Annotated in this window: 17 protein-coding genes and 1 pseudogene; 13 read left to right on the top strand and 5 right to left on the bottom strand. The window is 72.2% G+C overall.

Annotated features, from left to right (window positions below; translation table 11 throughout):
• Positions 1-2: 2 nt before the first annotated feature.
• Positions 3-1,121: an LCP family protein gene (locus tag ACQ452_RS24525; RefSeq protein ID WP_433387681.1), complete on the bottom strand. Its 1,119-nt coding sequence runs from the start codon at positions 1,119-1,121 to the stop codon at positions 3-5.
• 136 nt (positions 1,122-1,257) lie between these two features.
• On the opposite strand from ACQ452_RS24525, the gene ACQ452_RS24520 reads away from it, so the two are divergent.
• Both ACQ452_RS24520 and guaA read left to right on the top strand, forming a co-directional pair.
• A complete protein-coding gene (locus ACQ452_RS24520) occupies positions 1,258-2,955 on the top strand; it encodes an FAD-dependent oxidoreductase (RefSeq protein WP_433387679.1) in 1,698 nt (565 codons plus the stop codon).
• A gap of 135 nt (positions 2,956-3,090) precedes the next feature.
• Positions 3,091-4,644: a glutamine-hydrolyzing GMP synthase gene (guaA, locus tag ACQ452_RS24515; RefSeq protein ID WP_433387678.1), complete on the top strand. Its 1,554-nt coding sequence runs from the start codon at positions 3,091-3,093 to the stop codon at positions 4,642-4,644.
• Between the two features lie 6 nt (positions 4,645-4,650).
• Here guaA and ACQ452_RS24510 read toward each other — a convergent pair whose 3' ends face one another.
• Positions 4,651-4,929 carry a PspC domain-containing protein gene (locus tag ACQ452_RS24510; RefSeq protein WP_433387677.1) on the bottom strand — a complete coding sequence of 93 codons (279 nt, stop codon included), beginning with the start codon at positions 4,927-4,929 and terminating at the stop codon, positions 4,651-4,653.
• Between the two features lie 144 nt (positions 4,930-5,073).
• On the opposite strand from ACQ452_RS24510, the gene ACQ452_RS24505 reads away from it, so the two are divergent.
• The 3 genes from ACQ452_RS24505 (at position 5,074) to ACQ452_RS24495 (ending at position 8,325) form a co-directional block, all read left to right on the top strand.
• Positions 5,074-6,021 carry an NUDIX domain-containing protein gene (locus ACQ452_RS24505; protein ID WP_433387675.1) on the top strand — a complete coding sequence of 316 codons (948 nt, stop codon included), beginning with the start codon at positions 5,074-5,076 and terminating at the stop codon, positions 6,019-6,021.
• A gap of 50 nt (positions 6,022-6,071) precedes the next feature.
• Positions 6,072-7,040: an NUDIX hydrolase gene (locus tag ACQ452_RS24500; protein WP_433387673.1), complete on the top strand. Its 969-nt coding sequence runs from the start codon at positions 6,072-6,074 to the stop codon at positions 7,038-7,040.
• Positions 7,041-7,404: 364 nt separating this feature from the next.
• Positions 7,405-8,325, top strand: a complete 921-nt coding sequence (locus tag ACQ452_RS24495) for a CDP-alcohol phosphatidyltransferase family protein (RefSeq protein WP_433394394.1) — start codon at positions 7,405-7,407, stop codon at positions 8,323-8,325.
• Between the two features lie 58 nt (positions 8,326-8,383).
• Here the strand turns inward: ACQ452_RS24495 and ACQ452_RS24490 are convergent, their stop codons facing one another.
• From ACQ452_RS24490 to ACQ452_RS24480, 3 genes and pseudogenes are all read right to left on the bottom strand, one after another.
• Entirely contained in the window at positions 8,384-9,637 is a 1,254-nt protein-coding gene (locus tag ACQ452_RS24490; protein ID WP_433387671.1) for a phosphatidylserine decarboxylase, read from the bottom strand.
• 540 nt (positions 9,638-10,177) lie between these two features.
• A pseudogene (locus tag ACQ452_RS24485) lies at positions 10,178-10,361 on the bottom strand (hypothetical protein); the annotation flags it as partial.
• Positions 10,358-11,980, bottom strand: coding sequence for a PspC domain-containing protein (locus tag ACQ452_RS24480; RefSeq protein WP_433387669.1), 1,623 nt, complete (start codon positions 11,978-11,980; stop codon positions 10,358-10,360). The gene ACQ452_RS24480 and the pseudogene ACQ452_RS24485, both read right to left, overlap by 4 nt.
• 241 nt (positions 11,981-12,221) lie before the next feature.
• On the opposite strand from ACQ452_RS24480, the gene ACQ452_RS24475 reads away from it, so the two are divergent.
• The 8 genes from ACQ452_RS24475 to ACQ452_RS24440 all read left to right on the top strand — a co-directional run bounded on the left by ACQ452_RS24475 (position 12,222) and on the right by ACQ452_RS24440 (position 21,889).
• Positions 12,222-13,418, top strand: coding sequence for a PspC domain-containing protein (locus ACQ452_RS24475; protein ID WP_433394392.1), 1,197 nt, complete (start codon positions 12,222-12,224; stop codon positions 13,416-13,418).
• On the top strand, positions 13,418-14,104 hold the full coding sequence (locus tag ACQ452_RS24470) for a response regulator (protein ID WP_433387667.1): 687 nt from the start codon (positions 13,418-13,420) through the stop codon (positions 14,102-14,104). Before ACQ452_RS24475 ends, ACQ452_RS24470 begins: the two co-directional genes overlap by 1 nt.
• 188 nt (positions 14,105-14,292) lie before the next feature.
• Complete coding sequence (locus tag ACQ452_RS24465; protein ID WP_433387665.1) at positions 14,293-15,483, top strand: Cys-Gln thioester bond-forming surface protein; 1,191 nt, start codon at positions 14,293-14,295, stop codon at positions 15,481-15,483.
• 664 nt (positions 15,484-16,147) lie between these two features.
• Complete coding sequence (locus tag ACQ452_RS24460; protein ID WP_433387663.1) at positions 16,148-17,788, top strand: peptide ABC transporter substrate-binding protein; 1,641 nt, start codon at positions 16,148-16,150, stop codon at positions 17,786-17,788.
• 149 nt (positions 17,789-17,937) lie between these two features.
• Positions 17,938-18,864: an ABC transporter permease gene (locus ACQ452_RS24455; RefSeq protein ID WP_433387661.1), complete on the top strand. Its 927-nt coding sequence runs from the start codon at positions 17,938-17,940 to the stop codon at positions 18,862-18,864.
• On the top strand, positions 18,857-19,834 hold the full coding sequence (locus ACQ452_RS24450) for an ABC transporter permease (protein ID WP_433387659.1): 978 nt from the start codon (positions 18,857-18,859) through the stop codon (positions 19,832-19,834). Before ACQ452_RS24455 ends, ACQ452_RS24450 begins: the two co-directional genes overlap by 8 nt.
• 26 nt (positions 19,835-19,860) lie before the next feature.
• The gene (locus tag ACQ452_RS24445) at positions 19,861-20,883 is read left to right on the top strand and encodes an ABC transporter ATP-binding protein (protein ID WP_433394390.1); all 1,023 of its coding nucleotides are present in this window, start codon (positions 19,861-19,863) and stop codon (positions 20,881-20,883) included.
• Complete coding sequence (locus ACQ452_RS24440; protein ID WP_433387657.1) at positions 20,876-21,889, top strand: ABC transporter ATP-binding protein; 1,014 nt, start codon at positions 20,876-20,878, stop codon at positions 21,887-21,889. The genes ACQ452_RS24445 and ACQ452_RS24440 overlap by 8 nt, the downstream gene beginning before the upstream one ends.
• The last annotated feature ends 70 nt before the right edge of the window (positions 21,890-21,959 follow it).

Here is a 21,959-nt window from a genome sequence, read left to right as displayed (position 1 = left end):
GCTCAGCGCGTGATGCGCAGCTCCGGGTGGGCGGCGAGGTAGGCGTCCGCCCGGCCGGCGCGCAGCTCGGTGACGAACTTGCGGCCGGTCGAGGTGAGCTGCTCGCCCCGGTAGCCGCTGCCCTTGCCCACGCCCGCGCCGGGCAGGTCGACCGACACGAACCGGTCCGGCGTGAGCCCGCCGAGGGCGTACGCGATGTCCACGATGCGCGGCCCGCCCGCGTAGACCAGCGTGTCGCCGAGGGTGTCGACCACCTGCTGCACGCGTTCCGGCTGCCGGGCGAGGTCCTCGTCGAGGATCTTCGTCACCAGCGCCTTGATGAGCTGCTGCTGGTGGCGCTGTCGGGCGTAGCCGCCACCGGTGACGTAGCGCTGTCGGGCGTAGTCCAGCGCCTGCCAACCGTTGAGGTGCCGCTCGCCCTTCTCGTAGACCATCTGCGGCCCGACGTAGCCCCCGCCGCCGGGCGCGCCCTCCCGGTGCCGGCCGTCGGGGCGGCGGTGCAGCGAGACCACCCGCTGGTCGATGTAGAGGTCGACCCCGCCGAGGGCGTCCACCAGCTTGTCGAAGCCGTTGAAGGTGAGGACCGCGCCGGCGTCGATGCGTAGCCCGGTGTAGCCGCTGACCGTGCTGCGCAGCAGGTCGTACCCCTGGCTGGTGCTGGGCTGCTTGGGTTTGCCGGGCACCCGGCTGCCGTAGCTCATCGCGTGGGTGAGCTTGGTGTTCCCGCCGCGGTAGCCGGCCTTCGGGAAGGCCGGGATGTCGACCAGCAGGTCGCGGGGGAGGGAGAAGAGGTACGCGCGGTCGAGGCCCTTCGGCACGTGCAGCACCAGCACGGCGTCGCCGTGCGGTTCCCAGCCCGGCACGCTGACCCGGGTGTCCACCCCGACGAGCAGGAGGTTGAGCGGGCCGGTGATGCCGGCGCCGGGTGGCGCGGTCGGGCTCGGGGTGGGGCTCGCCTGCGGTGTGCGGGTGGCGCCCGCGGGCCCGATGGCGCGCTGCGGCCCGTCGTCGCGGACGATCCGGGTGACCACCAGCGCGCCGACGGCCACCAGGACCACGACCACGAGGGCGGCCAGCCCCCACATCCGTCGTGGGCGTGGCGCCCCTGTCCGCTGAGTCATGCGACACCCCCGTGTTGACAACTGCCGAACGGGGGCCCCGGGTTGCGGCCGGGGACCCCCGGGATCGGCGACCGTGAGCATAATGGCGCAAAAACGGGTGCTGGCGCGATTGCTACCGGTCGGTAATGATGCGGTGATGCGGTACGACGTGCTCGTCATCGGCTCCGGTTTCGGCGGCAGTGTCACCGCCCTGCGGCTGGCGGAGAAGGGCTACTCGGTCGGGGTGCTGGAGGCGGGGCGCCGCTTCGCCGACGACGAGTTCCCGCAGACCTCCTGGCGGTTGCGGCGGTTCCTGTGGGCGCCCCGCCTCGGCTGTTACGGCCTGCAGCGGATCACCCTGCTGCGCCCGGCCGACCGCAAGGCCGGCGGCGGCGTGCTGGTGCTCTCCGGCGCGGGGGTCGGCGGCGGCTCGCTGGTCTACGCCAACACCCTCTATGAGCCGCTGGACGCGTTCTACGTCGACCCGCAGTGGCGGGACGTCACCGACTGGCGCGACGAGCTGGCCCGCCACTACGACCAGGCGAAGCGGATGCTGGGGGTGACCACCTACCCGGTCGTCACCCGCGCGGACCGGGCGATGCGGGCGGTGGCCGACCGGATGGGGGTGGGGCACACCTTCCACGCCACCCCGGTGGGCGTGTTCATCGGCCGCCCGGGCGAGCGGGCCGCCGACCCCTACTTCGGCGGCGCCGGGCCGGAGCGCACCGGCTGCACGCACTGCGGGGGGTGCATGACCGGCTGCCGGCACGGCGCGAAGAACACGCTCGTCAAGAACTACCTCTGGCTGGCCGAGCGGCTCGGCGCGCGGGTGCATCCGCTGACCACGGTCACCGCCGTCCGCCCGGCCGACGGCGGCGGGTACGCGGTGCACACCGTGCGCACCGGGTCCTGGTTGCGCAGGCGGCGGCAGGTGATCCACGCCGACCAGGTGGTCTTCGCGGCCGGTGCGCTCGGCACCCAGCGGCTGCTGCACTCGATGCGGGCCGAGGGGGCGCTGCCCGGGCTCTCGCCCCGGCTCGGCGAGCTGACCCGGACCAACTCGGAGGCGATCCTGGGCGCCTCGGTGCCCGGCCGGCAGGCCCGCGCCGCCGGGCTCGACTTCACCGAGGGCGTGGCGATCACCAGCTCGTTCCACCCTGATCCGCAGACCCACATCGAGCCGGTCCGCTATGGCCGGGGCTCGAACGCGATGGGGCTGCTCCAGTCGCTGCTGGTCGACGGCGGGCCGCGCCGGATCCGTCGCTGGCTGGGTGTCCTGCTGAGCCAGCCCGGCACGGCGGCCCGGCTGCTGTCGGTGCGCGGCTGGTCGGAGCGGACGGTGATCGCCCTGGTCATGCAGTCGGCCGACAACTCGCTGACGACCCGGCTGCGGCGCGGCCCGTTCGGTCGGCGCCTGGTCTCGGGTCCGGGCCACGGAGCGCCCAACCCGACGTGGATCCCGGCCGGCAACCAGGCGGCCCGGCTGCTGGCCGAGGAGATCGGCGGCACGCCCGGCGGGTCGCTGACCGAGCCGTTCGACATTCCGATGACCGCGCACCTGCTCGGTGGCGCGGCGATCGGCGCCACCCCGGCCGACGGCGTGATCGACCCGTGGCACCGGGTCTTCGGCCACCCGGGACTGCACGTGGTCGACGGGGCGGCGGTCTCGGCGAACCTCGGGGTGAACCCGTCGCTGACCATCACCGCCCAGGCGGAACGGGCGATGTCCTTCTGGCCCAACAGGGGCGACGACGACCCGCGGCCGGCCCTGGGGTCGCCGTACCGTCGGCTCTCCCCGGTGTCGCCCCGGCATCCGGCGGTCCCACCCGGCGCCCCGGGCGCACTGCTCGACTGAGCGCCGCCCGGGTGGGCGGGTGCCGGCGCCGAGCGGACCACCCGCTCCGGGGCGCGCTGTCGCGCGGACCGCCCGGGTGGCGGATGGGGGCGGCCGGCTGCCGGGTGCTGGTGACGGTCGGTAGGATTTCTGCACATGAGCACGCCTCGCCCCGTCCTCGTGGTGGACTTCGGAGCCCAGTACGCCCAGCTCATCGCGCGTCGGGTGCGTGAGGCCAAGGTCTATTCGGAGGTCGTGCCGCACTCGATGCCGGTCGCCGAGATGCTGGCGAAGAACCCGGCCGCGATCATTCTCTCCGGCGGCCCGGCCAGCGTCTACGCGCCGGACGCCCCGCAGATCGACGCCGGCATGTTCTCCGCCGGGGTGCCGGTCTTCGGCATCTGCTACGGCTTCCAGGCGATGGCGCAGGCCCTCGGCGGCACGGTGGCCCGCACCGGCAACCGCGAGTACGGCGGCACCCCGCTGCGCGCCCGTCCGGAGGCCGGCGTGCTGCTGCGCGAGCTGCCGGACGACCTGCCCGTCTGGATGAGCCACGGCGACTGTGTGACCGAGGCCCCGGCGGGCTTCACGGTGACCGCCGAGTCGGCGGGCGCACCGGTCGCCGCGTTCGAGGACGTCGTGGGCCGCCGGGCGGGCGTGCAGTTCCACCCGGAGGTCGGGCACACCGCGCACGGCCAGGAGATGCTGCGTCGCTTCCTGCACGACATCGCCGGCATCGAGCCCACCTGGACGCCCGAGAACATCATCGACGAGCAGGTCGCCCGGATCCGCGAGCAGGTCGGCGACAAGGAGGTCATCTGCGGCCTGAGTGGCGGGGTCGACTCGGCCGTCGCCGCCGCGCTGGTGCACGAGGCCGTGGGTGACCAGCTGACCTGCGTCTTCGTCGACCACGGCCTGCTGCGGGCCGGCGAGGCGGAGCAGGTGGAGAAGGACTACGTCGCCGCCACCGGCATCAAGCTGAAGGTGGTCGACGCGCAGGAGCGGTTCCTCGACGCCCTGGCCGGGGTGACCGACCCGGAACAGAAGCGCAAGATCATCGGGCGGGAGTTCATCCGGGTCTTCGAGACCGCCGCGCGGGAGGTCGCCGCCCACGGCGACGTCGAGTTCCTCGTCCAGGGCACCCTCTATCCCGACGTGGTGGAGTCCGGCGGCGGCACCGGCACGGCCAACATCAAGAGCCACCACAACGTCGGCGGTCTGCCGGAGGATCTGAAGTTCGCCCTGGTCGAGCCGCTGCGCACGCTGTTCAAGGACGAGGTCCGGGCGCTCGGTCTCCAGCTCGGCCTGCCCGAGGCGATGGTCTGGCGGCACCCCTTCCCGGGCCCGGGCCTGGCCATCCGGATCATCGGCGCGGTCGACCGGGAGCGGCTCGACCTGCTCCGCCGGGCCGACCTGATCGCCCGGGAGGAGCTCTCCGCGGCCGGCCTGGACCGGGGGGTGTGGCAGTTCCCGGTGGTGCTCCTGGCCGACGTGCGCAGCGTCGGCGTGCAGGGCGACGGCCGCAGCTACGGCCACCCCGTGGTGCTGCGGCCGGTCTCCAGCGAGGACGCGATGACCGCCGACTGGTCCCGGCTGCCCTACGAGGTGGTGGCCCGGATCTCCACCCGGATCACCAACGAGGTCGCCGAGGTCAACCGCGTGGTGCTGGACGTGACGAGCAAGCCGCCGGGCACGATCGAGTGGGAATGACCTCCCTCATGCCGTCGGCGGCCAGGCCGGTGGCGCCTGCTGCGTGGGCCGTGGCCAGGCGGGCGCGCCGGCCGGCTCCTCGGGCATCAGGAACCACATGATCGGGTACGCGAGCAGCGCGATCCCGCCGGTGAGCAGGCCGGTGACCGCGAACAGCACCCGGACCAGGGTGGGGTCGACGGCGAAGTAGCGGCCGAGGCCGCTGGCCACGCCGGCGACCATGCGGTCCGTGACGGGGCGGCGGAGCTGCTTGTACGGGGGCTGGGTGGGGTCGGTGTGGGTCATGTCTCCACGGTCCGCGCCGGCCGCCCGGTCGTCCTCGGTGACCGCCCGGATCAATACCCTGACCCGCCCCTGAGGGGCGAGCAGTTAGTCAGGAATCTGACTCTTTTCGATGGAGGTAACCCGGGCCGGGGAGAATTTGGTTCCGTGACCACCATGCTGGAGCCGCTCCGCAGGATCGCGGCATACGCAGTTTGTGCTGATTCAGTCGGCCGGGTGTTGCTGGTCCGCGCATCGGAGCGCTCCGGCACCCCCGGCACGTGGTCCCTGCCCGGTGGGGCGGTCGACCACGGCGAGGACCCGCACCACACCGTCGTCCGGGAGACCGCCGCCGAGACCGGCCTCTCCGTCACCGTCGCCGGCCTGCACGACGTGCTCGCCGACATGCGGGCGCTGCCGGAGCGGGGCATCACCATCCACACCGACCGCCTGATCTACCAGGTCTCGGTCCGGGGCGGGACGCTCACCGACCGGGTCGACCGGCCGACCGACCTGGCCCGCTGGCTCACCCCGGCGGAGGCCCGCGAGCTGCCGCTGCGCTCGTTCACCGCGCGGGCCCTGGGGCTGCCCGCCTCGTCCGCCGACATCGTGCCCGACGAGGCGCCCGAGTTCCCCTCGTTCTACGCGGTGCCCGGCCCCGACGGGCTGCACCGGGCCCAGCGCTTCGCCGCGTACGCGGTGGTGACCGACCCGGACGACCGGGTGCTGCTCACCCGGGTCTCCGACGGCTACCCGGGGGCGGGCTGCTGGCACCTGCCGGGTGGCGGCACGGACTACGGCGAGCAGCCGGGCGCGGCCCTGATCCGGGAGCTGGTCGAGGAGACGGGGCAGACCGGCCGGCTCGTCGAGTTGCTCGGGGTGGCCAGCCACCGCGACGCCGCCTCCCTCGGTCCCGAGGGCTACCCGATCGACTGGCACGGCGTACGCGCCTTCTACCGGGTGGTCGTCGACAAGCCCGCCCCGCCCACCGTCGCCGACGTCGGCGGCTCCACCTGCGAGGCCCGCTGGTTCGCCCGCGAGGAGCTGGGCGCCCTGCCCACCGACCGCCTGACCGAGGTGACGGCGGAGGCCGTCCAGGCCGCCCGGCTGACCTGATCCCCACCCGTCCCGACCGGGCCGCGCGCCGGCTCCGCTGCGCTAGCCTCATGATCGACGTACGGGGTCGGCACGGGCGGGGGAGTGCGGCGGTGCAGCATCGGCGGCGGGTCGGCGTGTACGGGGTGTGTCGACGTTCGGACGGGCGGGTGCTGCTGGCCCGTGGCTCGGGCTCGTGCCCGTTCCCGGGCGTCTGGCGGCTTCCCGGGGGCGGGGTCGAGCACGCCGAGCACCCGGCGCACGCGGTGGTCCGCGAGTTCGCCGAGGAGACCGGCCGCACGGTGGAGGTGACGGGGCTGCGGGCCGCGCTCGCCGACGTGACGACCTTCCGGGCCGCCGGCGTCGCGGTGCACACCGACCGGCTGGTCTTCGACGTCGTCGCACGCGGCGGTGAGCAGCGACCGGAGCAGGCCGGCGGCAGCGACGAGCTGGGCTGGTTCACGGCCGACGAGGCGGCGGCGCTGCCACTGATGCCGTTCACCGCCGAGCTGCTCGGCCTGCCCGGGTCGCCCCTGCCGCCCGATCTGCCCCGTTCGTCGGCGACCGAGCCCGCCGCCGCGCCCCCACCCGACCGCAGGCGGCGCTTCGGGGCGTACGGGCTGGTCACCGACCCCGCCGGCCGGGTGCTGCTCACCATGATCGCCGACGGTTACCCGGGCGCCGGCCGGTGGCACCTGCCCGGCGGCGGGACGGACCACGGCGAGCAGCCGGTCGCCGCGCTGCTGCGTGAACTGGTCGAGGAGTCCGGCCAGCTCGGCCGGGTGGTCGAACTGGTCGGCGTCGACAACCTGCACAACCCGGCCGCGCTGGGTCCGGAGGGGCGCCCGCTCGACTGGCACGGCATCCGGGTGGTCTACCGGGTGGCGGTCGACGTGCCGACCGAGCCTCGGGTCACGGAGCTGGCCGGCGGCTCCACCGCCCGGGCCCGGTGGTTCGAACCCGATCGCCTCGCCGGGCTGCCGTGTACCGAGATCGTCGCCTTCGCGCTGGCCGCGGGCGGCGGGGACGGCCGTCGGTGACCGGCGTCGGGGTGCCCGGACGCCGGGCTCGCCGAGCCGACGGGGCCGGGGTCCGGTACATTCAAGACAAGGGATGGTGAAGGAAACGGGCGATGGAGCCCGAGATGGGAATAAGAAAGCGGTTTGCGCGGTTAGACCAGATATAAGTACCGCCGGCAGCTATCGCCCAACCCCCGTTCCCTGTGCGATGGTGTACTCCGCAAAACGGCTGCCGGGCCAGAAAGGTCCGGCACGAGACAGCCGGACACCCGCCCTCGCGGCGGACAGCCGATCCGGTGATGGAGGAAACGTGCCGAGAGCCCCATGGCGCCGGCGTCGTACCACTGACAGTCCGCGTCCCGCAGGACGTCGCTGGGCGGGCCCACTGCGCCGCAGCAGCACGCTCGCCCGGCAGGTACTGCTGGTCCGGGTGGGTCGCCGCCACGGCGACCTGCACGCGGCAGGCGACCTCGTACTGCCCGAGCACCGCTACACCGACCGGCCGCGCCGCCGCTACGGGTCGACCCGCAGCGAGCACGCCGAGGTCGCCTCGATCATCCCGATCAGCCCCGCCGTCGGCCCCACGACACCCGTCGACGAGCCGGAGGCGAGGTCGATCCCGCTGCTGCCCGGTGAGCGGACCGTCGCGCGCCGGTTGAAGTTCGCGGTGGTCAACGCCTGCACGCTCAGCAGCCTGATGCTCGGCATGTTGGCGATCTTCCTGGCCATGCAGGGCCAGGTACGCATCGCCGCGCTCTGCCTGATCGCCTGCGTCATCTTCGACGGCCTCGACGGCGCGCTCGCGCGCAGGTTCGGCGTGGCCAGCCCGTTCGGCGCGCAGATGGACTCGCTGGCCGACATGTGCTCGTTCGGGCTCGCCGCCCCCGTGGTGGTCTACGCCTCGTTGGTCGGATCGGTCTCCACGGCTGCCGCCGGGGTGGCCTGCGCCCTCGTCGCGGCGTGCGCGGCGGTCCGGCTCGCCCGGTTCAACGTCTCGCCGAAGGACGGCAGGTTCTTCTGCGGCGTGCCCACCACCATGGCGGCCGCCGTGCTCGCCCTGACCGTCGCCATCGGGCTGCCCGTGCCGGGCATCGTCCAGGTCGCCGGCGTGGCGCTGCTCGCCTTCGCCATGGTCTCCAGCTTCCCCTACGCGAAGCTCGCCCGGCTGGTGAAGCTGCCGCCGTGGCTGTGGCTCGCGCCGGTGATCGGCGCGTTGATCGACATCCGGCTGACCTTCGCCCTGATCGTGGTCGGCTACCTGGTCAGCGGCCCGGTGCTCTGGCTGCGTCAGCGCCGCACCGCCTGAGGCACGGACACGAGGAAGGGGCGCCGCGATCCGCGGCGCCCCTTCCTCGTGTCGTCCGTCAGCGCCAGCGGGCGATGACGCTCGCGCCCCCGATGACCTTGTCCCCGGGGCCGACGAGCGGCTCCGCCGAGTCGGCCGGCAGGTAGACGTCGGTGCGGGAGCCGAACCGGATCAGGCCGAAGCGCTCACCCCGGGCCAGCAGCGCACCGATCGGCGCCCGCTGCACGATCCGCCGGGCGATCAGGCCGGTGCGCTGCGCGACGACCACCGTCCCGTGCGCGGTGTCCAGCACCGTGTAGGCGGCCACGTTGTGCTCCGCCGCCGGCTTCATGGCGTTGGCGAAGCCGCCGTCGGCGACGAAGTAGTCGACCACCTTGCCGGCGACCGGAGCGCGGTTGACGTGCACGTCCAGCACCGACAGGAAGACCGCGATCCGCAGCCACTCGCCCGCGCCGAAGCGCTCGTCGTGCAGCCGCTGCACGGAGAGCACCCGCCCGTCGGCCGAGGCGACCACCGCCGACGGGTCCTCCGGCACGTCGCGCTCCGGGTCCCGGAAGAAGGCGGCCACCGGGGCGGCGGCCAGGGCCGGCAGCAGCCAGAGCTTCGACTTCGGCCGGGTGAGCCGGGCCACCGCGGCCAGGCCCAGCGCGATGCCCGCCGCGGCCACCCCGTTGGAGTCGAGGTGCATGCCGCGGGTCACCGGGACGCTCGACGTGCGGTACGCCGGGGTCAGCCGGGCCGCCGAGGCGGCGTCGGCCGGGGTGAAGCGGAGCCGGTGGACCCGCAGCGGCGGCGTGTTGCGCAGCACCAGGTCGGTGCCGACGCCGTACAGCGCGCCCTGCCGGTCCAGCTCGCCGGCCGCACCCGCGGTACGCCCCGGCGTGGCGGTCGTGGCCACGCTCAGCACCGCACCGTCGGCGAGATGCTTCGTCAGGCTCTCGACGGCGTCGCGGGCCTCGTCGGCCGTGCCGGTGAGCGGCTCCCCGGCGACGACCACCGCGGCGGGCTCGGCCTCGGCGAGGGTGTCGACCACGCGGACCCGGTCGGCCACCCAGCGGCCCTGGCCGTGCACGTGTTCGCGCAGGGCCGCCGAGGAGGTCGACCCGGCGGGCACCAGGGTGAGGGTGTCACCGGGCAGCAGCGCGTCGATCGCCGCCGCCAGCACCGCCGACTCGGGCGTCGCGCCGACCAGCAGCGCGGCCTTCGGGTCGTTGATCCGGGCGAGTTCGGAGACGAGGGTACGGGCGGCGCGCTCGCCGATGCGGACCGGACCGGAGCGGCCGGAGGTGCGCACGGCGGGGGACTGCGTCATGTCGGACGGACTCCTGACGGGTAGACGGGAATCGCGGCGGAACCGCCACGGCGCGGCCATATCGGCACGGCGGCCGGATCGGCGTGGGCCGGCCGGCGGAGGCGAGTTCTCCACCGGCCAGCATAGGCCGCCGCCGAGGCCGGCCGCACCGCTGTGGTCAGCCGCGCGGGCGCTCCTCGTCGACCGGTGGCGCCTCCGCCCGCCGGATCGGGGCCTCCGCGTCGGTGCCGCGGTCCTCGACGGCCCCCGGCAGCACGTCGGTGTCGGCCTCCTCCGCCGGCCAGTCGTCGACCTCGGTGGCCCGTTGCCGCCTCGCCCCGTCCGTCGCGTCCGGGGCCGGCGCGCTGGTGCCGGGTCCGACCAGGCCGTGGGCCGCGTCGGCGTCGGTGGTGTCGGGTCCGACCAGGCCGTGGGCCGCGTCGGCGTCGGTGGTGTCGGGTCCGACCAGGCCGTGGGCCGCGTCGGCGTCGGTGGTGTCGGGTCCGACCAGGCCGTGGGCCGCGTCGGCGTCGGTGGTGTCCGGGCGGGGGTCGGGGGCGGGCCGCCCGGAACGCAGGGCGCCCAGCAGACCCAGCAGGCCGATCAGGATCAGCGCGCCGGCCAGGAACCAGCCGACCGGCGGGACGGCGAGCGCGAGCAGTTGGGCGAGCAGCCACCAGGCGGCGAGGCCCAGGAAGATCAGCCCGAAGGCGAACGACACGACGTCGGTGCGGTGGGCCTTCACCGGGTCACCTCCAGGTTGCCGGCGTTGACGTGGACGTAGAGGCGCAGGCTGCCGCCGCCGGGGCCGTCCGGGCCCAGGTCGGCCGTCTCCCGCAGCTCGCCGACGATGCCGCCGGAGCGCTCGCCGAAGATGACCGCCTCGCCGGCGTTGACCTCCGCCACGGTGGTGACGTCGACGTTCGGCGGCACCACCACCGTGCACTCGCCGAAGTTCACGGAGACGGTGATCTCGGTGTTCTTCTTGTCGAAGTCGACCGCGCGCAGGTCCAGGACCGTGTCGCCGAAGCTGTTCTCGTACCGCAGGGCCAGGTCGCGATGGTTGGCCGGCGACCACGTGACGTTACCGTCGACGCCCCGGATCCGGTCGTAGGACCCCGTCACGGTGGCCACCCCGAGCGCGGCGGCGGCCACCAGGCCGAGCGCGATCAGCCACCGGGCCCGCCCGAACCAGGTGCCGACCAGCAGGCCGAGCCCGATGACGGCCAGCGTGGCCGCGAAGTACGCCGAGGCGCTGACGTCGAAGGCGTCGAGCATGTCCACGACGGTGACGACGCCGAGGGCGAGGAAGACCAGCGAGAACGTCACCGGGCCGAGCGGGGAGCGCTCGCGCGGTGGCTTCGGTGGTTTCGGGGGCTTCACCGGTGGCCTCGGCGGCGCCATGTGCCCGGCGTACGGGCCGTGCGGGGCGAAGGGCGGTCGGTAGCCCGGGGGCAGGGGTGGCGCGAGCGGGCGGCCCGGTGCGGGTGCGCCCGAGGTCGTGCCGGGCCAGCCGGAGGTGGGCGGGGCCGGCCAGCCGGCGCTCGGCGGGCCCGTCGTGGGCCCCCCGGGCGGAGTCGGGGCGGCCGGCGGCCAGGTGGGTCCCTCGGGAACCGGGGCACTCCAGGCGGCGTGGACGCGGGCCACCGGCGGCGGGACCGGACCCGGCGCGGGGGGCACGGCCACGGTCGGCGGGGCCACGTACGCGGCCGGGGCGGGATAGCCGACCGGCGGCACCGGCCCCGGCGAAGCGGCGGGCGGACCGGGTGGGACGGGTGGGCCGACCGGCACGCCCTCGGCGCCCCTGTTGTCGCGGTTCAGCATCAGCGCACCGCCCACCAGGATCGTGGCGCCGAGCAGCACCGCCCGGAACGCGTCCGTGACGATGTAGGCGAAAATGGTCGCGACCAGGATGCCCAACACGATCACGGTGACCGGGGACATGCTGGCCCGCCCCCGGCCCAGCATCGACTCGACGGGGGAGGCGGTGTCCCCCTCGCCCGGAATGATCAGCCAGGCGGTGACGTAGATCAGGATGCCGATGCCGCCGAAGAAGCCGAGCACCGCCAGCAGCACCCGCCACAGGACCGGGTCGGTGTTGGTGGCGCGGCCGATCGCCGCGCAGACGCCGGCCAGGTAGCGACCGTTGCGGGGGCGCACCAGCCCGTACCGTGAGGTGAAGCCGGCGCCGCCGAACGGCGGCTGCGCCCCGGTGGGCGGCGCGGTCCCGTCCGTCGCCGTGGCGGTGGGCGGCGCCCCCGGGGGGCCGGCGGGCGGGTGACCGCCGGGCGGCGTCGCGGTGGGGGGTGGCCCGCCCGGCTGTGCCGCCTCGGCGGCGGCGGAGTGGGCAGCTTCCTCGGTCATGTCTCGATCCTGCTGTCCGGACCCGCCGCACGGCCTCAGGAGCCGACCCTGAGCGCACCCTGAGATCCCGGTGGCCCGAATGTCGGGGGCGTCCCCGTGGCCGGGCGGCCCTACGCCGTGTGACGATCGGTTCCGGCGCCCGCGACGACCGTCGTCCGCTCCGAGCCCACCCGTGAACAGGGAGTTTCCGATCAGTGCCGTGACCCAGCCACCCCGTCTCTACCGCGCCCCGCAGCATCGGATGGCCGCTGGGGTGGCCGCCGGCATCGCCGATCACCTCGGCATCTCCGTGCTGCGGGTGCGGGTCGCCTTCATGGTGCTGCTCGGGCTGAGCGGGCTCGGCCTGCTGCTCTACGCGGCCTTCTGGGCCGTCGTGCCGCTGCGTCCGGGCGACACCGGCGTACCGCCGCGCAGGGACGTGGCCCAACTGCTGCCGTTCGTGGTGATCGGCCTCGGCGTGCTGCTGGTCCAGGTGATGGTCTTCGACTCGATCGGCGCGGCCGGCACCGCCGGCTGGCTGGTCGCGATCATTGCGGTCGGCGCCGGGGTGATCTGGCACCAGTCGGCCCCGGAGCGGCGCCAGCAGCGCGGCGACACCATGCCGGTGCCCTGGCTCAGCGCGGTGGTGGAGGAGAACGACCGGCGCGCCTTCGTGCTCCGCTTCATCGGCGGCGGGGTGCTGGTCGCGGTCGGCATCATCGGCGTCGTCGCCGTCTACTCCCCGGCGCAGAACTTCGACGCCGTGCTCAACGGCGTGATCTTCGCCCTGGTCGGGCTCGCCGGGGTCGGGGTGGTGGCCGCGCCGGTGCTGTGGCGGACGTACAACCAGCTCCGGTCGGAGCGCGAGGGGCGCATCCGCGAGCAGGAGCGGGCCGAACTGGCCGCCATGGTGCACGACCAGGTGCTGCACACCCTGGCCCTGATCCAGCGCAACGCGAGCGACGTGAAGACCGTCCAGCGGCTTGCCCGGGGGCAGGAACGCTCCCTGCGCAACTGGCTCTACAAGCCCACCGGCTCGCCCACCGAGCGCTTCGCCGCGGCCCTGGAGCAGGCCGCCGCGGAGGTCGAGGACACCTTCGCCATCACGGTGGAGACCGTGGTGGTCGGCGACCGGGAGACCGACGAGCGGGTGGGCGCGCTGGTCGCGGCCGGCCGCGAGGCACTCGTCAACGCGGCCCGGCACGCCGGGGTGCAGACCGTGTCGCTCTATGCCGAGGTCGAGCCCGAACAGGTCAGCGTCTTCGTCCGGGACCGGGGGAAGGGCTTCGACCCGGATACGGTGGAGGACCACCGGCACGGGGTGCGGGGCTCGATCGTCGGACGGATGAAGCGGCACGGCGGCCGGGCGGAGATCCGCTCCGGGCCGGGGGAAGGAACCGAGGTCCGGTTGATCCTGCCGATCACCCGGGACGCGGCAACGGCGGAGAGGGACAAGTGATGACCGAGCAGTCGACGCGACCGGTCGAAGGGGCGGCGGAGCGCGCGGAGCGGCTGCGGGTCTTCCTCGTCGACGACCACGCCATGTTCCGCGCCGGGGTCAGAGCCGAGTTGGGCGCGCATGTCGAGGTGGTGGGCGAGGCGAGCACCGTCGGTGAGGCGGTCACCCGCATCGCCGCCACGCTGCCCGACGTGGTGCTGCTCGACGTGCACATGCCCGACGGCGGCGGTCGGGCGGTGCTGGAGGCGATGCGGCGTACCCACCCGCAGGTCAGGTTCCTGGCGCTGAGCGTCTCGGACGCGGCGGAGGACGTGATCGGGCTGATCCGGGCCGGTGCGCGGGGCTACGTCACGAAGACGATCTCCCCGGACGAGTTGGCCGCGGCGGTCCGCCGGGTGGCCGACGGCGACGCGGTGTTCAGCCCCCGGCTGGCGGGGTTCGTGCTGGACGCGTTCGCGGCCCGTCCCGACGCCCCGGTGGCCGACCCCGAGCTGGACCAGCTCACCAACCGCGAGCGCGAGGTGCTGCGGCTGCTCGCCCGGGGGTACGCCTACAAGGAGATCGCCAAGGAGCTCTACATCTCCATCAAGACGGTGGAGACGCACGTGTCCAACGTGCTTCGTAAGCTCCAGATGTCCAACAGGTATGAGTTGTCCCGCTGGGCGGCCGACCGCCGGCTCGTGTGACCCGGTTTCCCCCTGCCATTCCGGGCGGAAGTCATGAAAGTGGCCGACAGGGGGTGACAACCGACCAGCTTTCATCTCATAATTCCCCGTCGCGTTTCCGCGCGTGGGTGTGCGCATCCCGCGGGAACGGCGGCTTCACGCAACCCGCCGTGTGCGGGTCACCCCTGGGGAGAGGTGCACGAATCTTGATGTTCGGACAACGAGGACGACGCTGGGCGCGGATCGCCCTGGCGACCGTCGCAGGTGGCGCTCTGGCGCTCGGCTCCGCCGGTCCGGCCGCCGCCGCTCCGGCCACCGGCGTGGCCAAGTCGGTCGCGGGCTCGAAGGTCACCCTGAAGCTCAACGGCAGCAAGAAGACCGTGTCGCAGCTCCAGTTGGAGATCGACGGCAAGCGGGTCACGGCCTTCTGCATCGACTACCGCACCAACGTCAAGATCGACGGCAGGTACGCCGAGGACACCTGGTCCGAGTCCCGGGTGCCGAACCTGGGCAAGGTGCAGTGGGTGCTGACCCACGGCCACCCGAACGCGGACCCGGCGAAGCTGCTCACCGCGGCCGGCGCCGCCCTGCCGCAGGGCGTGACCGGTGCCGCCGCCGACAACCTGCTCTACTTCGGCACGCAGACCGCGATCTGGCACTTCAGCGACCAGGTCACGCTGAACGGCTGGGAGCCGGGGCTGCTCTCGCAGGCCGGCGCGAACGCCGAGCAGTCGTACGCCGTCGTGAAGAAGGTCCACGACTACCTGGTCGCCAACGCCACCGACCAGCCCGAGCCGAAGGCCGAGCTGAGCGTCGACCCGGCCAGTGCCAAGGCGGCCGCCGGTGAGAAGGCCGGCCCGTTCACGGTCAAGGGCCCGGCCGGTGAGATCACCGTCGCGGCCAGCGGCGGCACGGCGGTCGACGCCGAGGGCAAGCCGGTCACCGCGACCACCAACGGCGGGCAGTTCTGGCTGACCGCCGACGGCGCCGGCGAGGTCGAGGTGACCGTCTCCGCCAAGGACTCGGTCTCCTTCGGCCGGGTCTTCCTCTTCACCGGGCAGCAGGCGGCGCAGAAGTTGATCCTCGGTGGCAGCACCGGCGCGACCGTGACCGCCAAGGCCGGGGCCGCGTTCGCCGCCGCCCCGACCGAGCCGCCGTCGCCGAGCGCCCCGGCGGAGACGCCCTCGCCGAGCGCCCCGGCCCAGTCCCCGTCGCCGAGCGCTCCCGCGGAGTCGCCGGCCAGCCCGGCCCCGTCGACCTCGCCCGCGGGCAGCGGTGGCGACCTGCCGCTGACCGGCTCGCCGATCGCCGCCGCGCTCGCCGGCGGCGTGGCGCTGCTGGCCGCGGGTGCCGTCGCCGTGCTCCTGTTCCGCCGTCGCAAGCTGCGCTTCACGGCCTGACCGACGTCTGTTCCACGGCCCCGGTACCGCCCCGCGCGGTGCCGGGGCCGCTCGCTGTCCGGCCCGTCCGGTGCGGAGCGGGCCGGGCGCGCGCAGACGCGACGCGTTGGCGCCCTCCTCCGGCCAGGTGGCGTTGGCGCCTGCACAGCCGAATCGGGCCTCGTCCGGACGGGTGGAAATGGCCGACGGCCGGGCGGCGTCGGCGAGGCCCGGAAGTCAGGGCGGGAAAGCTCACAGTCGCCCGGCCCGACCCCGGGTCGACACCCTGCCGAACCGTGTCTTTCCTGCTCAGAGCAGTACGACCCGCGTAGATCATGATCTTTTTTCAGGTATCGGTGACGTGGCGACCAACTAACGGCTTGATAACGGCACCTTCACGGAACGGGCCGGTGGGTGTCACAGTGGCAGCACCTCACCCCTCATGTGAGGCGCCCGTACGGCTTGACGACCATGGGATTCCGCCTGTCGGTGGCGCTCCGTGGTGGTCTCGTACGCGCGGTGCCAAGCGCGGTGGGCGAGGTGGCCCGGCGGATCGGTGCATTGTTCTTGTCCCGAATTCACTGCGGTGAAACCGACTCCCGCCCCGCGGACGGTCGGACGTGTCACCCCCCACGTGCGTGAAACCCACGACGGAACCAGGTTCAGAAAGAGGAGGCCCCTCGGAATGAGAGTCTCGAAGCGGGCAAGCAGCGCGGTCGCGCTGGGCGCGGCGTTCGCGCTCGTCGCGTCCGGTTGCTCGAACACCGACAGCGACGGCGGCGACGCCGGCGCCAGCAAGGACGGCGCGATCACCATCAACGGTGTTCAGCCCGAGAACCCGCTGGTTCCGTCGAACACCACGGAGACCGGTGGTGGCAAGGTCATCGACTGGCTGTGGACCGGTCTGGTCGAGTATCCGAACGATGGCAGCGCGCCCCGTAACGCGCTGGCGGAGTCGATCGACACGACCGACTCCAAGGTCTACAAGATCAAGATCAAGCAGGGTACGAAGTTCCACGACGGCACCGAGGTGAAGGCGAAGAACTTCGTCGACGCCTGGAACTGGGCCGCCTACTCGCCGAACGGCGCGCAGAACGGCACCTTCTTCTCCGACATCCAGGGCTACACCGACGTCCACACGACGGACCCGGACGAGGACGGCCCGAAGAAGGCCCCCGTGCCCACGGTCGAGAAGATGTCCGGCCTCAAGGTCCTCGATGACTGGAGCTTCGAGGTCACGCTGGCCGCGCCGACCGCCGTCTTCCCGACCAAGCTCGGCTACAGCGCCTTCATGCCGCTGCCGGACGTGTTCTTCACCCAGAAGCCGGACGAGTTCGGCCGCAAGCCGATCGCCAACGGCCCGGTGAAGTTCGTGTCGTGGGAAGACGACGTCCAGATCAAGCTGACGCGCTTCGACGACTACAACATGCGCGACAAGATGAAGATCAAGGACGTCACGGTCAAGCTGTACCAGGACGAGAACGCGGCGTACAACGACCTGCTCGCCAGCAACCTGGACTTCATGACGCCCATCCCCACCTCCGCCCTCGCCGGCGAGAAGTGGAAGCAGGACCTGGGCGACCGTGGGATCTCCTCCACCACGCCGTCGACGGCGTTCATCGCCTTCCCGATGTACGACAAGCGCTTCCAGGACGTGAAGCTGCGCAAGGCCATCTCCCTGGCCATCAACCGGCAGGAGATCTCGGAGAAGATCTTCTTCGGCACCCGCAAGCCGGCCGACAGCTGGGCGAACCCGCTGACCCCGGGCGCCAAGTCGGGCAACTGCACCGTCTGCCAGTTCAAGCCGGACGAGGCCAAGCAGCTCCTCGCCGAGGCCGGTGGCTTCTCCGGTGAGCTGGTCATGTTCTACAACGCCGACTCCAGCCACAAGGAGTGGATGGACGCCGTCGCCCAGCAGGTCAAGACCAACCTGGGCATCAACGCGCGCGCCGAGGGCATCCCGACCTTCGCGGTGCTGCGGCAGTCCATCAACGCCCGCAAGATGACCGGCATGTACCGTGCCGCGTGGCAGCAGGACTACCCGGACATCGAGAACTGGGTGAACCCGCTCTACGTCACGGGTGGCTCCTCGAACGACGGTCTCTACAGCAACAAGCAGGTCGACGAACTGGCCAAGCAGGCCAGCGCCGCCCCCAGCCTGGAGGCCTCGCACGAGCAGTTCGCGAAGCTGCTGGAGCTGGTCGACCAGGACATTCCGACCATCCCGGTCTACTTCTACGGCCAGCAGTCCGGCCACTCGGAGAAGATCAAGAAGTTGGAGCTGACCAACGTCACCGAGCTCGACCTCAGCTCGGTCGAGCTCTGATCCGACAAGCGGTCTGACCCTGGGTCGGGTTCACCTACCGGTGAGCCCGACCCGGGCCGTTCCGTGAGGAGATGCCACCGCATCCCCTCGCCACGTCTGTCATTTCCGTGTCGGCCGTCCGACGCGCCCCCTGTCTGGAGGACCACCCCATGGGCCGTTATCTGTTGAGACGGCTGCTCCAACTCATCCCGGTCTTCATCGGGACGACGTTCCTCATCTACTGGCTCGTCTGGTCGGTGCCGGGCGATCCCTTCGCCGGCAAGTGCGGTGAGCGTCCGTGCCCGGACAGCTATGTCGCGATGATGACCGAGAAGTTCAAGCTCGACCAGTCGGTCTGGGTGCAGTACGCCAGCTACATGCAGAACCTGTTCCAGGGTGACTTCGGGCAGACCTTCGGCGGCCGGGAGATCGGCGACATCATCGCCACCGCGTACCCGAACACGCTGAAGCTGGCCCTCGTGGCCCTGGCCTTCGAGGCGGTCATCGGCCTCACCGCCGGCGTGCTGAGCGGCCTGCGGCGCAACGGCTTCCTGGACAACCTGGTCCTGGTGTCCACCCTGTTCCTCATCGCGCTGCCGATCTTCGTCATCGGCTTCGTGCTGCAGTGGGTGCTCGGAGTGCAGTGGGGCATCATCAAGCCCACGGTCTCCAGCGAGATGCGGCTCTCCGAGCTGATCGTCCCCGGCCTGGTGCTGGGTAGCGGCTCGATGGCGTACATCGCCCGGGTGGCGCGGACGAGCATCGCGGAGAACCGGCGCGCCGACTACGTCCGGACGGCGATCGCCAAGGGGCTGCCGATGCGCCGGGTGGTCGGGGTGCACCTGCTGCGCAACTCGCTCATTCCGGTGGTGACCCTGCTCGGCACGGACCTCGGTGCCCTGATGGGTGGCGCGATCGTCACCGAAGGCATCTTCCAGATCAACGGGATCGGTCGCCAGGTCTTCCGGGCGATCATCACCAAGGAGAGCGCTACCGTTGTCTCCATCGTGGTGGTCCTGGTGCTCGTCTACCTGCTGATGAACCTGCTGGTCGACCTGCTCTACGCCGCCCTGGACCCGAGGATCCGCTATGAGTGACCCGTCTGCCGCGTCGATCGTCAGCACCCCTCCCGCCGAGCAGCCGACCGAGCTCGGCGCCCCGACCAACGCTGGTCTGCCGGAGAACGCCCGTAAGGAGAAGCCGCGCGGCCTGCTCGGCGACGCCTGGCGCGACCTGCGCCGCAAGCCGCTGTTCTGGATCCCCGCGTTCTTCATTTTCGTCTTCCTGCTGATGGCCGCGTTCCCCGGGCTGTTCGCCGCCGGCGACGCCGAGAACGGCAACCTGCAGAACAGCCTCGTCGGCCCGTCGTCGCAGGCCTGGTTCGGCTACGACTTCCAGGGGCGCGACGTCTACGCCCGCGTGATCTACGGTGCCCGCGCGTCGATCGTCGTCGCCGTGCTCTCCGTTCTCGGCACGTTGCTGATCGGCGGCACGATGGGCATCATCGCCGGTTACCGGGGCGGCTGGGTGGACGCTCTGCTCTCCCGCATCGCCGACGTCTTCTTCGGCATGCCGTTCGTGCTGGGCGCCATCGTCATCCTGACCACCTTCAACGGGTCGGGCACGAGCAACAGCAAGGCAGAGATCATGGCCCTCGTGATCATGTCCCTGGTGGTGCTCAGCTGGCCGGTCGTGATGCGGTTGATGCGTTCCTCGGTGCTGGCCACCAAGGAAGCGGACTACATCGTCGCGGCGCGCGCGTTGGGCGCCGGCACCGGCCGGATCATCCTCAAGCACCTGCTGCCCAACTGCCTCGCCCCGCTGATGGTCTACGGGACGATCCTGGTCGGCTCGTTCATCGGTGCTGAGGCGACGCTGTCCTTCCTGGGCGTCGGTCTGAAGAGCCCGGTGGTGTCCTGGGGCATCATGATCAGCGAGGCGCAGAACTTCATCCGCGTCTCGCCGTTCCTGCTCTTCTTCCCCGCCGGGTTCCTCGTCACCGCCGTGCTGAGCTTCGTGATGCTCGGTGAGGCTGTCCGCGAGGCCCTCGATCCGAAACTCCGCTAGGGGAGATTCAGTTGTCCGACATTCTCGTGTCCGAGCAGTCCGCGGCCGGTGCGTCCGGCCGCCCCTCGGGCAGGTTGCTAGAGGTCGAAGACCTGCGGGTGGAGTTCCGTACCCGGGACGGCGTCGCCAAGGTCATCAACGGGGTCACGTACCACGTCGACGCGGGGGAGACCCTCGCCGTGCTCGGCGAGTCCGGCTCCGGTAAGAGCGTCACCGCGCAGACCATCATGGGCATCCTCGACACGCCACCCGGCTTCGTCACCGGCGGCGAGGTCCGCTTCCACGGCAAGGACATGCTCGCCATGTCCTTCGAGGAGCGGCGCCGCATCCGCGGCGAGGGCATCGCGATGATCTTCCAGGACGCGCTCTCGGCGCTGAACCCGGTCTTCACCGTCGGGTTCCAGATCGCCGAGCAGTTCCGGGTGCGGCGCGGCATGAGCCGCGCCGACGCCAAGAAGCGCGCGATCGACATGCTCGACCAGGTCAAGATCCCCAACGCCAAGGGCCGGTTCGGCAGCTACCCGCACCAGTTCTCGGGCGGTATGCGGCAGCGCGCGATGATCGCGATGTCGCTCGCCCTGGACCCGGAGGTGCTGATCGCGGACGAGCCGACCACCGCGCTCGACGTGACGGTGCAGGCGCAGATCATGGACCTGCTCGCCGAGGTCCAGCGCGAGCGGCAGATGGGCCTGATCCTCATCACCCACGACCTCGGCGTGGTCGCCGACGTCGCGGACCGGATCGCGGTCATGTACGCGGGCCGGATCGTCGAGGAAGCCAACGTCTACGACCTGTACGCCAAGCCGGCGCACCCGTACACGATCGGCTTGATCAACTCGATCCCGCGGCTCGACGAGCGGGGGCAGCAGCTCCGGACGATCAAGGGCCTCCCGCCGAACCTGATGAACATTCCGCCGGGCTGCCCGTTCAACCCGCGCTGCCCCATGGCGCAGCCGATCTGTCGGGAGAAGGTCCCGCCGCTGCTGCAGGTCGGCTCCGGCCGGGCCAGCGCCTGCCACTTCGCCGAGGAGCTGGTGAACCGTGACTGAGCACATCCTCGAGGTCCGCGACCTGGTCAAGCACTATCCGGTGACCCGGGGCGTGGTCTTCAAGAAGACCGTCGGTCACGTCAAGGCGGTCGACGGGGTCTCCTTCAACCTCCAGTCCGGCGAGACCCTGGGCGTGGTCGGTGAGTCGGGCTGCGGCAAGTCGACGCTGGCCCGGGTCCTGATGAACCTGGAAAAGCCGACCGGTGGCAGCGTCCACTACAAGGGCCAGGACATCTCCAAGCTCTCCGGCCCGGCGCTGCGCCGGCTGCGCCGGCAGATCCAGCTGGTGATGCAGGACCCGTACACCTCGTTGAACCCGCGGATGACGGTCGGTGACCTGATCGGCGAGCCGTTCGAGATCCACCCGGAGGTGGCGCCGAAGGGCAGCCGCCGGGGCAAGGTCATGGAGCTGCTCGACCTGGTGGGCCTCAACCCGGAGCACATCAACCGGTATCCGCACCAGTTCTCGGGCGGTCAGCGGCAGCGCATCGGCATCGCCCGGGCGCTCGCCCTGCGGCCCGAGATCATCGTCTGTGACGAGCCGGTCAGCGCCCTGGACGTGTCGATCCAGGCGCAGGTGATCAACCTGCTGGAGAAGCTCCAGGACGAGTTCGGCCTGTCGTACGTCTTCATCGCGCACGACCTGTCGGTGGTCCGGCACCTGTCGAGCCGGGTCGCGGTGATGTACCTCGGCAAGATCGTGGAGATCGGCACCGAGGACGAGATCTACGAGCGGCCGACTCACCCGTACACCCAGGCACTGCTCTCGGCCGTGCCGGTGCCGGACCCGACCGTCCGGGACAGCAAGGCGATCATCCGCCTCACGGGCGACGTCCCGTCGCCGGTGAGCCCCCCGTCGGGGTGCCGGTTCCGCACCCGCTGCTGGAAGGCGCAGGACGTCTGCGCCGAGCAGGTCCCGCTGCTGGAGCTCCGCCCGGGGTCGGACCACCCGAGCGCCTGCCACTTCGCCGAGAAGCGCGAGATCGTGCACACGCACGAGGCCTGACCGCCACGGAACCGCCCGCCGACGTCACCGCGACGACGGCGGGCGGTTCCGTCGTTTCCGGGCCGCCGGG

This window comes from Micromonospora sp. KLBMP9576, from assembly GCF_050941805.1.
In the GTDB taxonomy this organism is placed as follows: domain Bacteria; phylum Actinomycetota; class Actinomycetes; order Mycobacteriales; family Micromonosporaceae; genus Micromonospora.
Note: the sequence above shows the minus strand (reverse complement) of the source record. Positions and strands in the feature narration are given on the sequence as shown.

Coding starts and splice junctions, on each gene's coding strand:
- ACQ452_RS24525 (WP_433387681.1), bottom strand. CDS start 1,121: ATGACTCAGCGGACAGGGGCGCCACGCCCACGACGGATGTGGGGGCTG.
- ACQ452_RS24520 (WP_433387679.1), top strand. CDS start 1,258: ATGCGGTACGACGTGCTCGTCATCGGCTCCGGTTTCGGCGGCAGTGTC.
- guaA (WP_433387678.1), top strand. CDS start 3,091: ATGAGCACGCCTCGCCCCGTCCTCGTGGTGGACTTCGGAGCCCAGTAC.
- ACQ452_RS24510 (WP_433387677.1), bottom strand. CDS start 4,929: ATGACCCACACCGACCCCACCCAGCCCCCGTACAAGCAGCTCCGCCGC.
- ACQ452_RS24500 (WP_433387673.1), top strand. CDS start 6,072: ATGATCGACGTACGGGGTCGGCACGGGCGGGGGAGTGCGGCGGTGCAG.
- ACQ452_RS24490 (WP_433387671.1), bottom strand. CDS start 9,637: ATGACGCAGTCCCCCGCCGTGCGCACCTCCGGCCGCTCCGGTCCGGTC.
- ACQ452_RS24480 (WP_433387669.1), bottom strand. CDS start 11,980: ATGACCGAGGAAGCTGCCCACTCCGCCGCCGCCGAGGCGGCACAGCCG.
- ACQ452_RS24475 (WP_433394392.1), top strand. CDS start 12,222: ATGGCCGCTGGGGTGGCCGCCGGCATCGCCGATCACCTCGGCATCTCC.
- ACQ452_RS24470 (WP_433387667.1), top strand. CDS start 13,418: ATGACCGAGCAGTCGACGCGACCGGTCGAAGGGGCGGCGGAGCGCGCG.
- ACQ452_RS24465 (WP_433387665.1), top strand. CDS start 14,293: ATGTTCGGACAACGAGGACGACGCTGGGCGCGGATCGCCCTGGCGACC.
- ACQ452_RS24460 (WP_433387663.1), top strand. CDS start 16,148: ATGAGAGTCTCGAAGCGGGCAAGCAGCGCGGTCGCGCTGGGCGCGGCG.
- ACQ452_RS24455 (WP_433387661.1), top strand. CDS start 17,938: ATGGGCCGTTATCTGTTGAGACGGCTGCTCCAACTCATCCCGGTCTTC.
- ACQ452_RS24450 (WP_433387659.1), top strand. CDS start 18,857: ATGAGTGACCCGTCTGCCGCGTCGATCGTCAGCACCCCTCCCGCCGAG.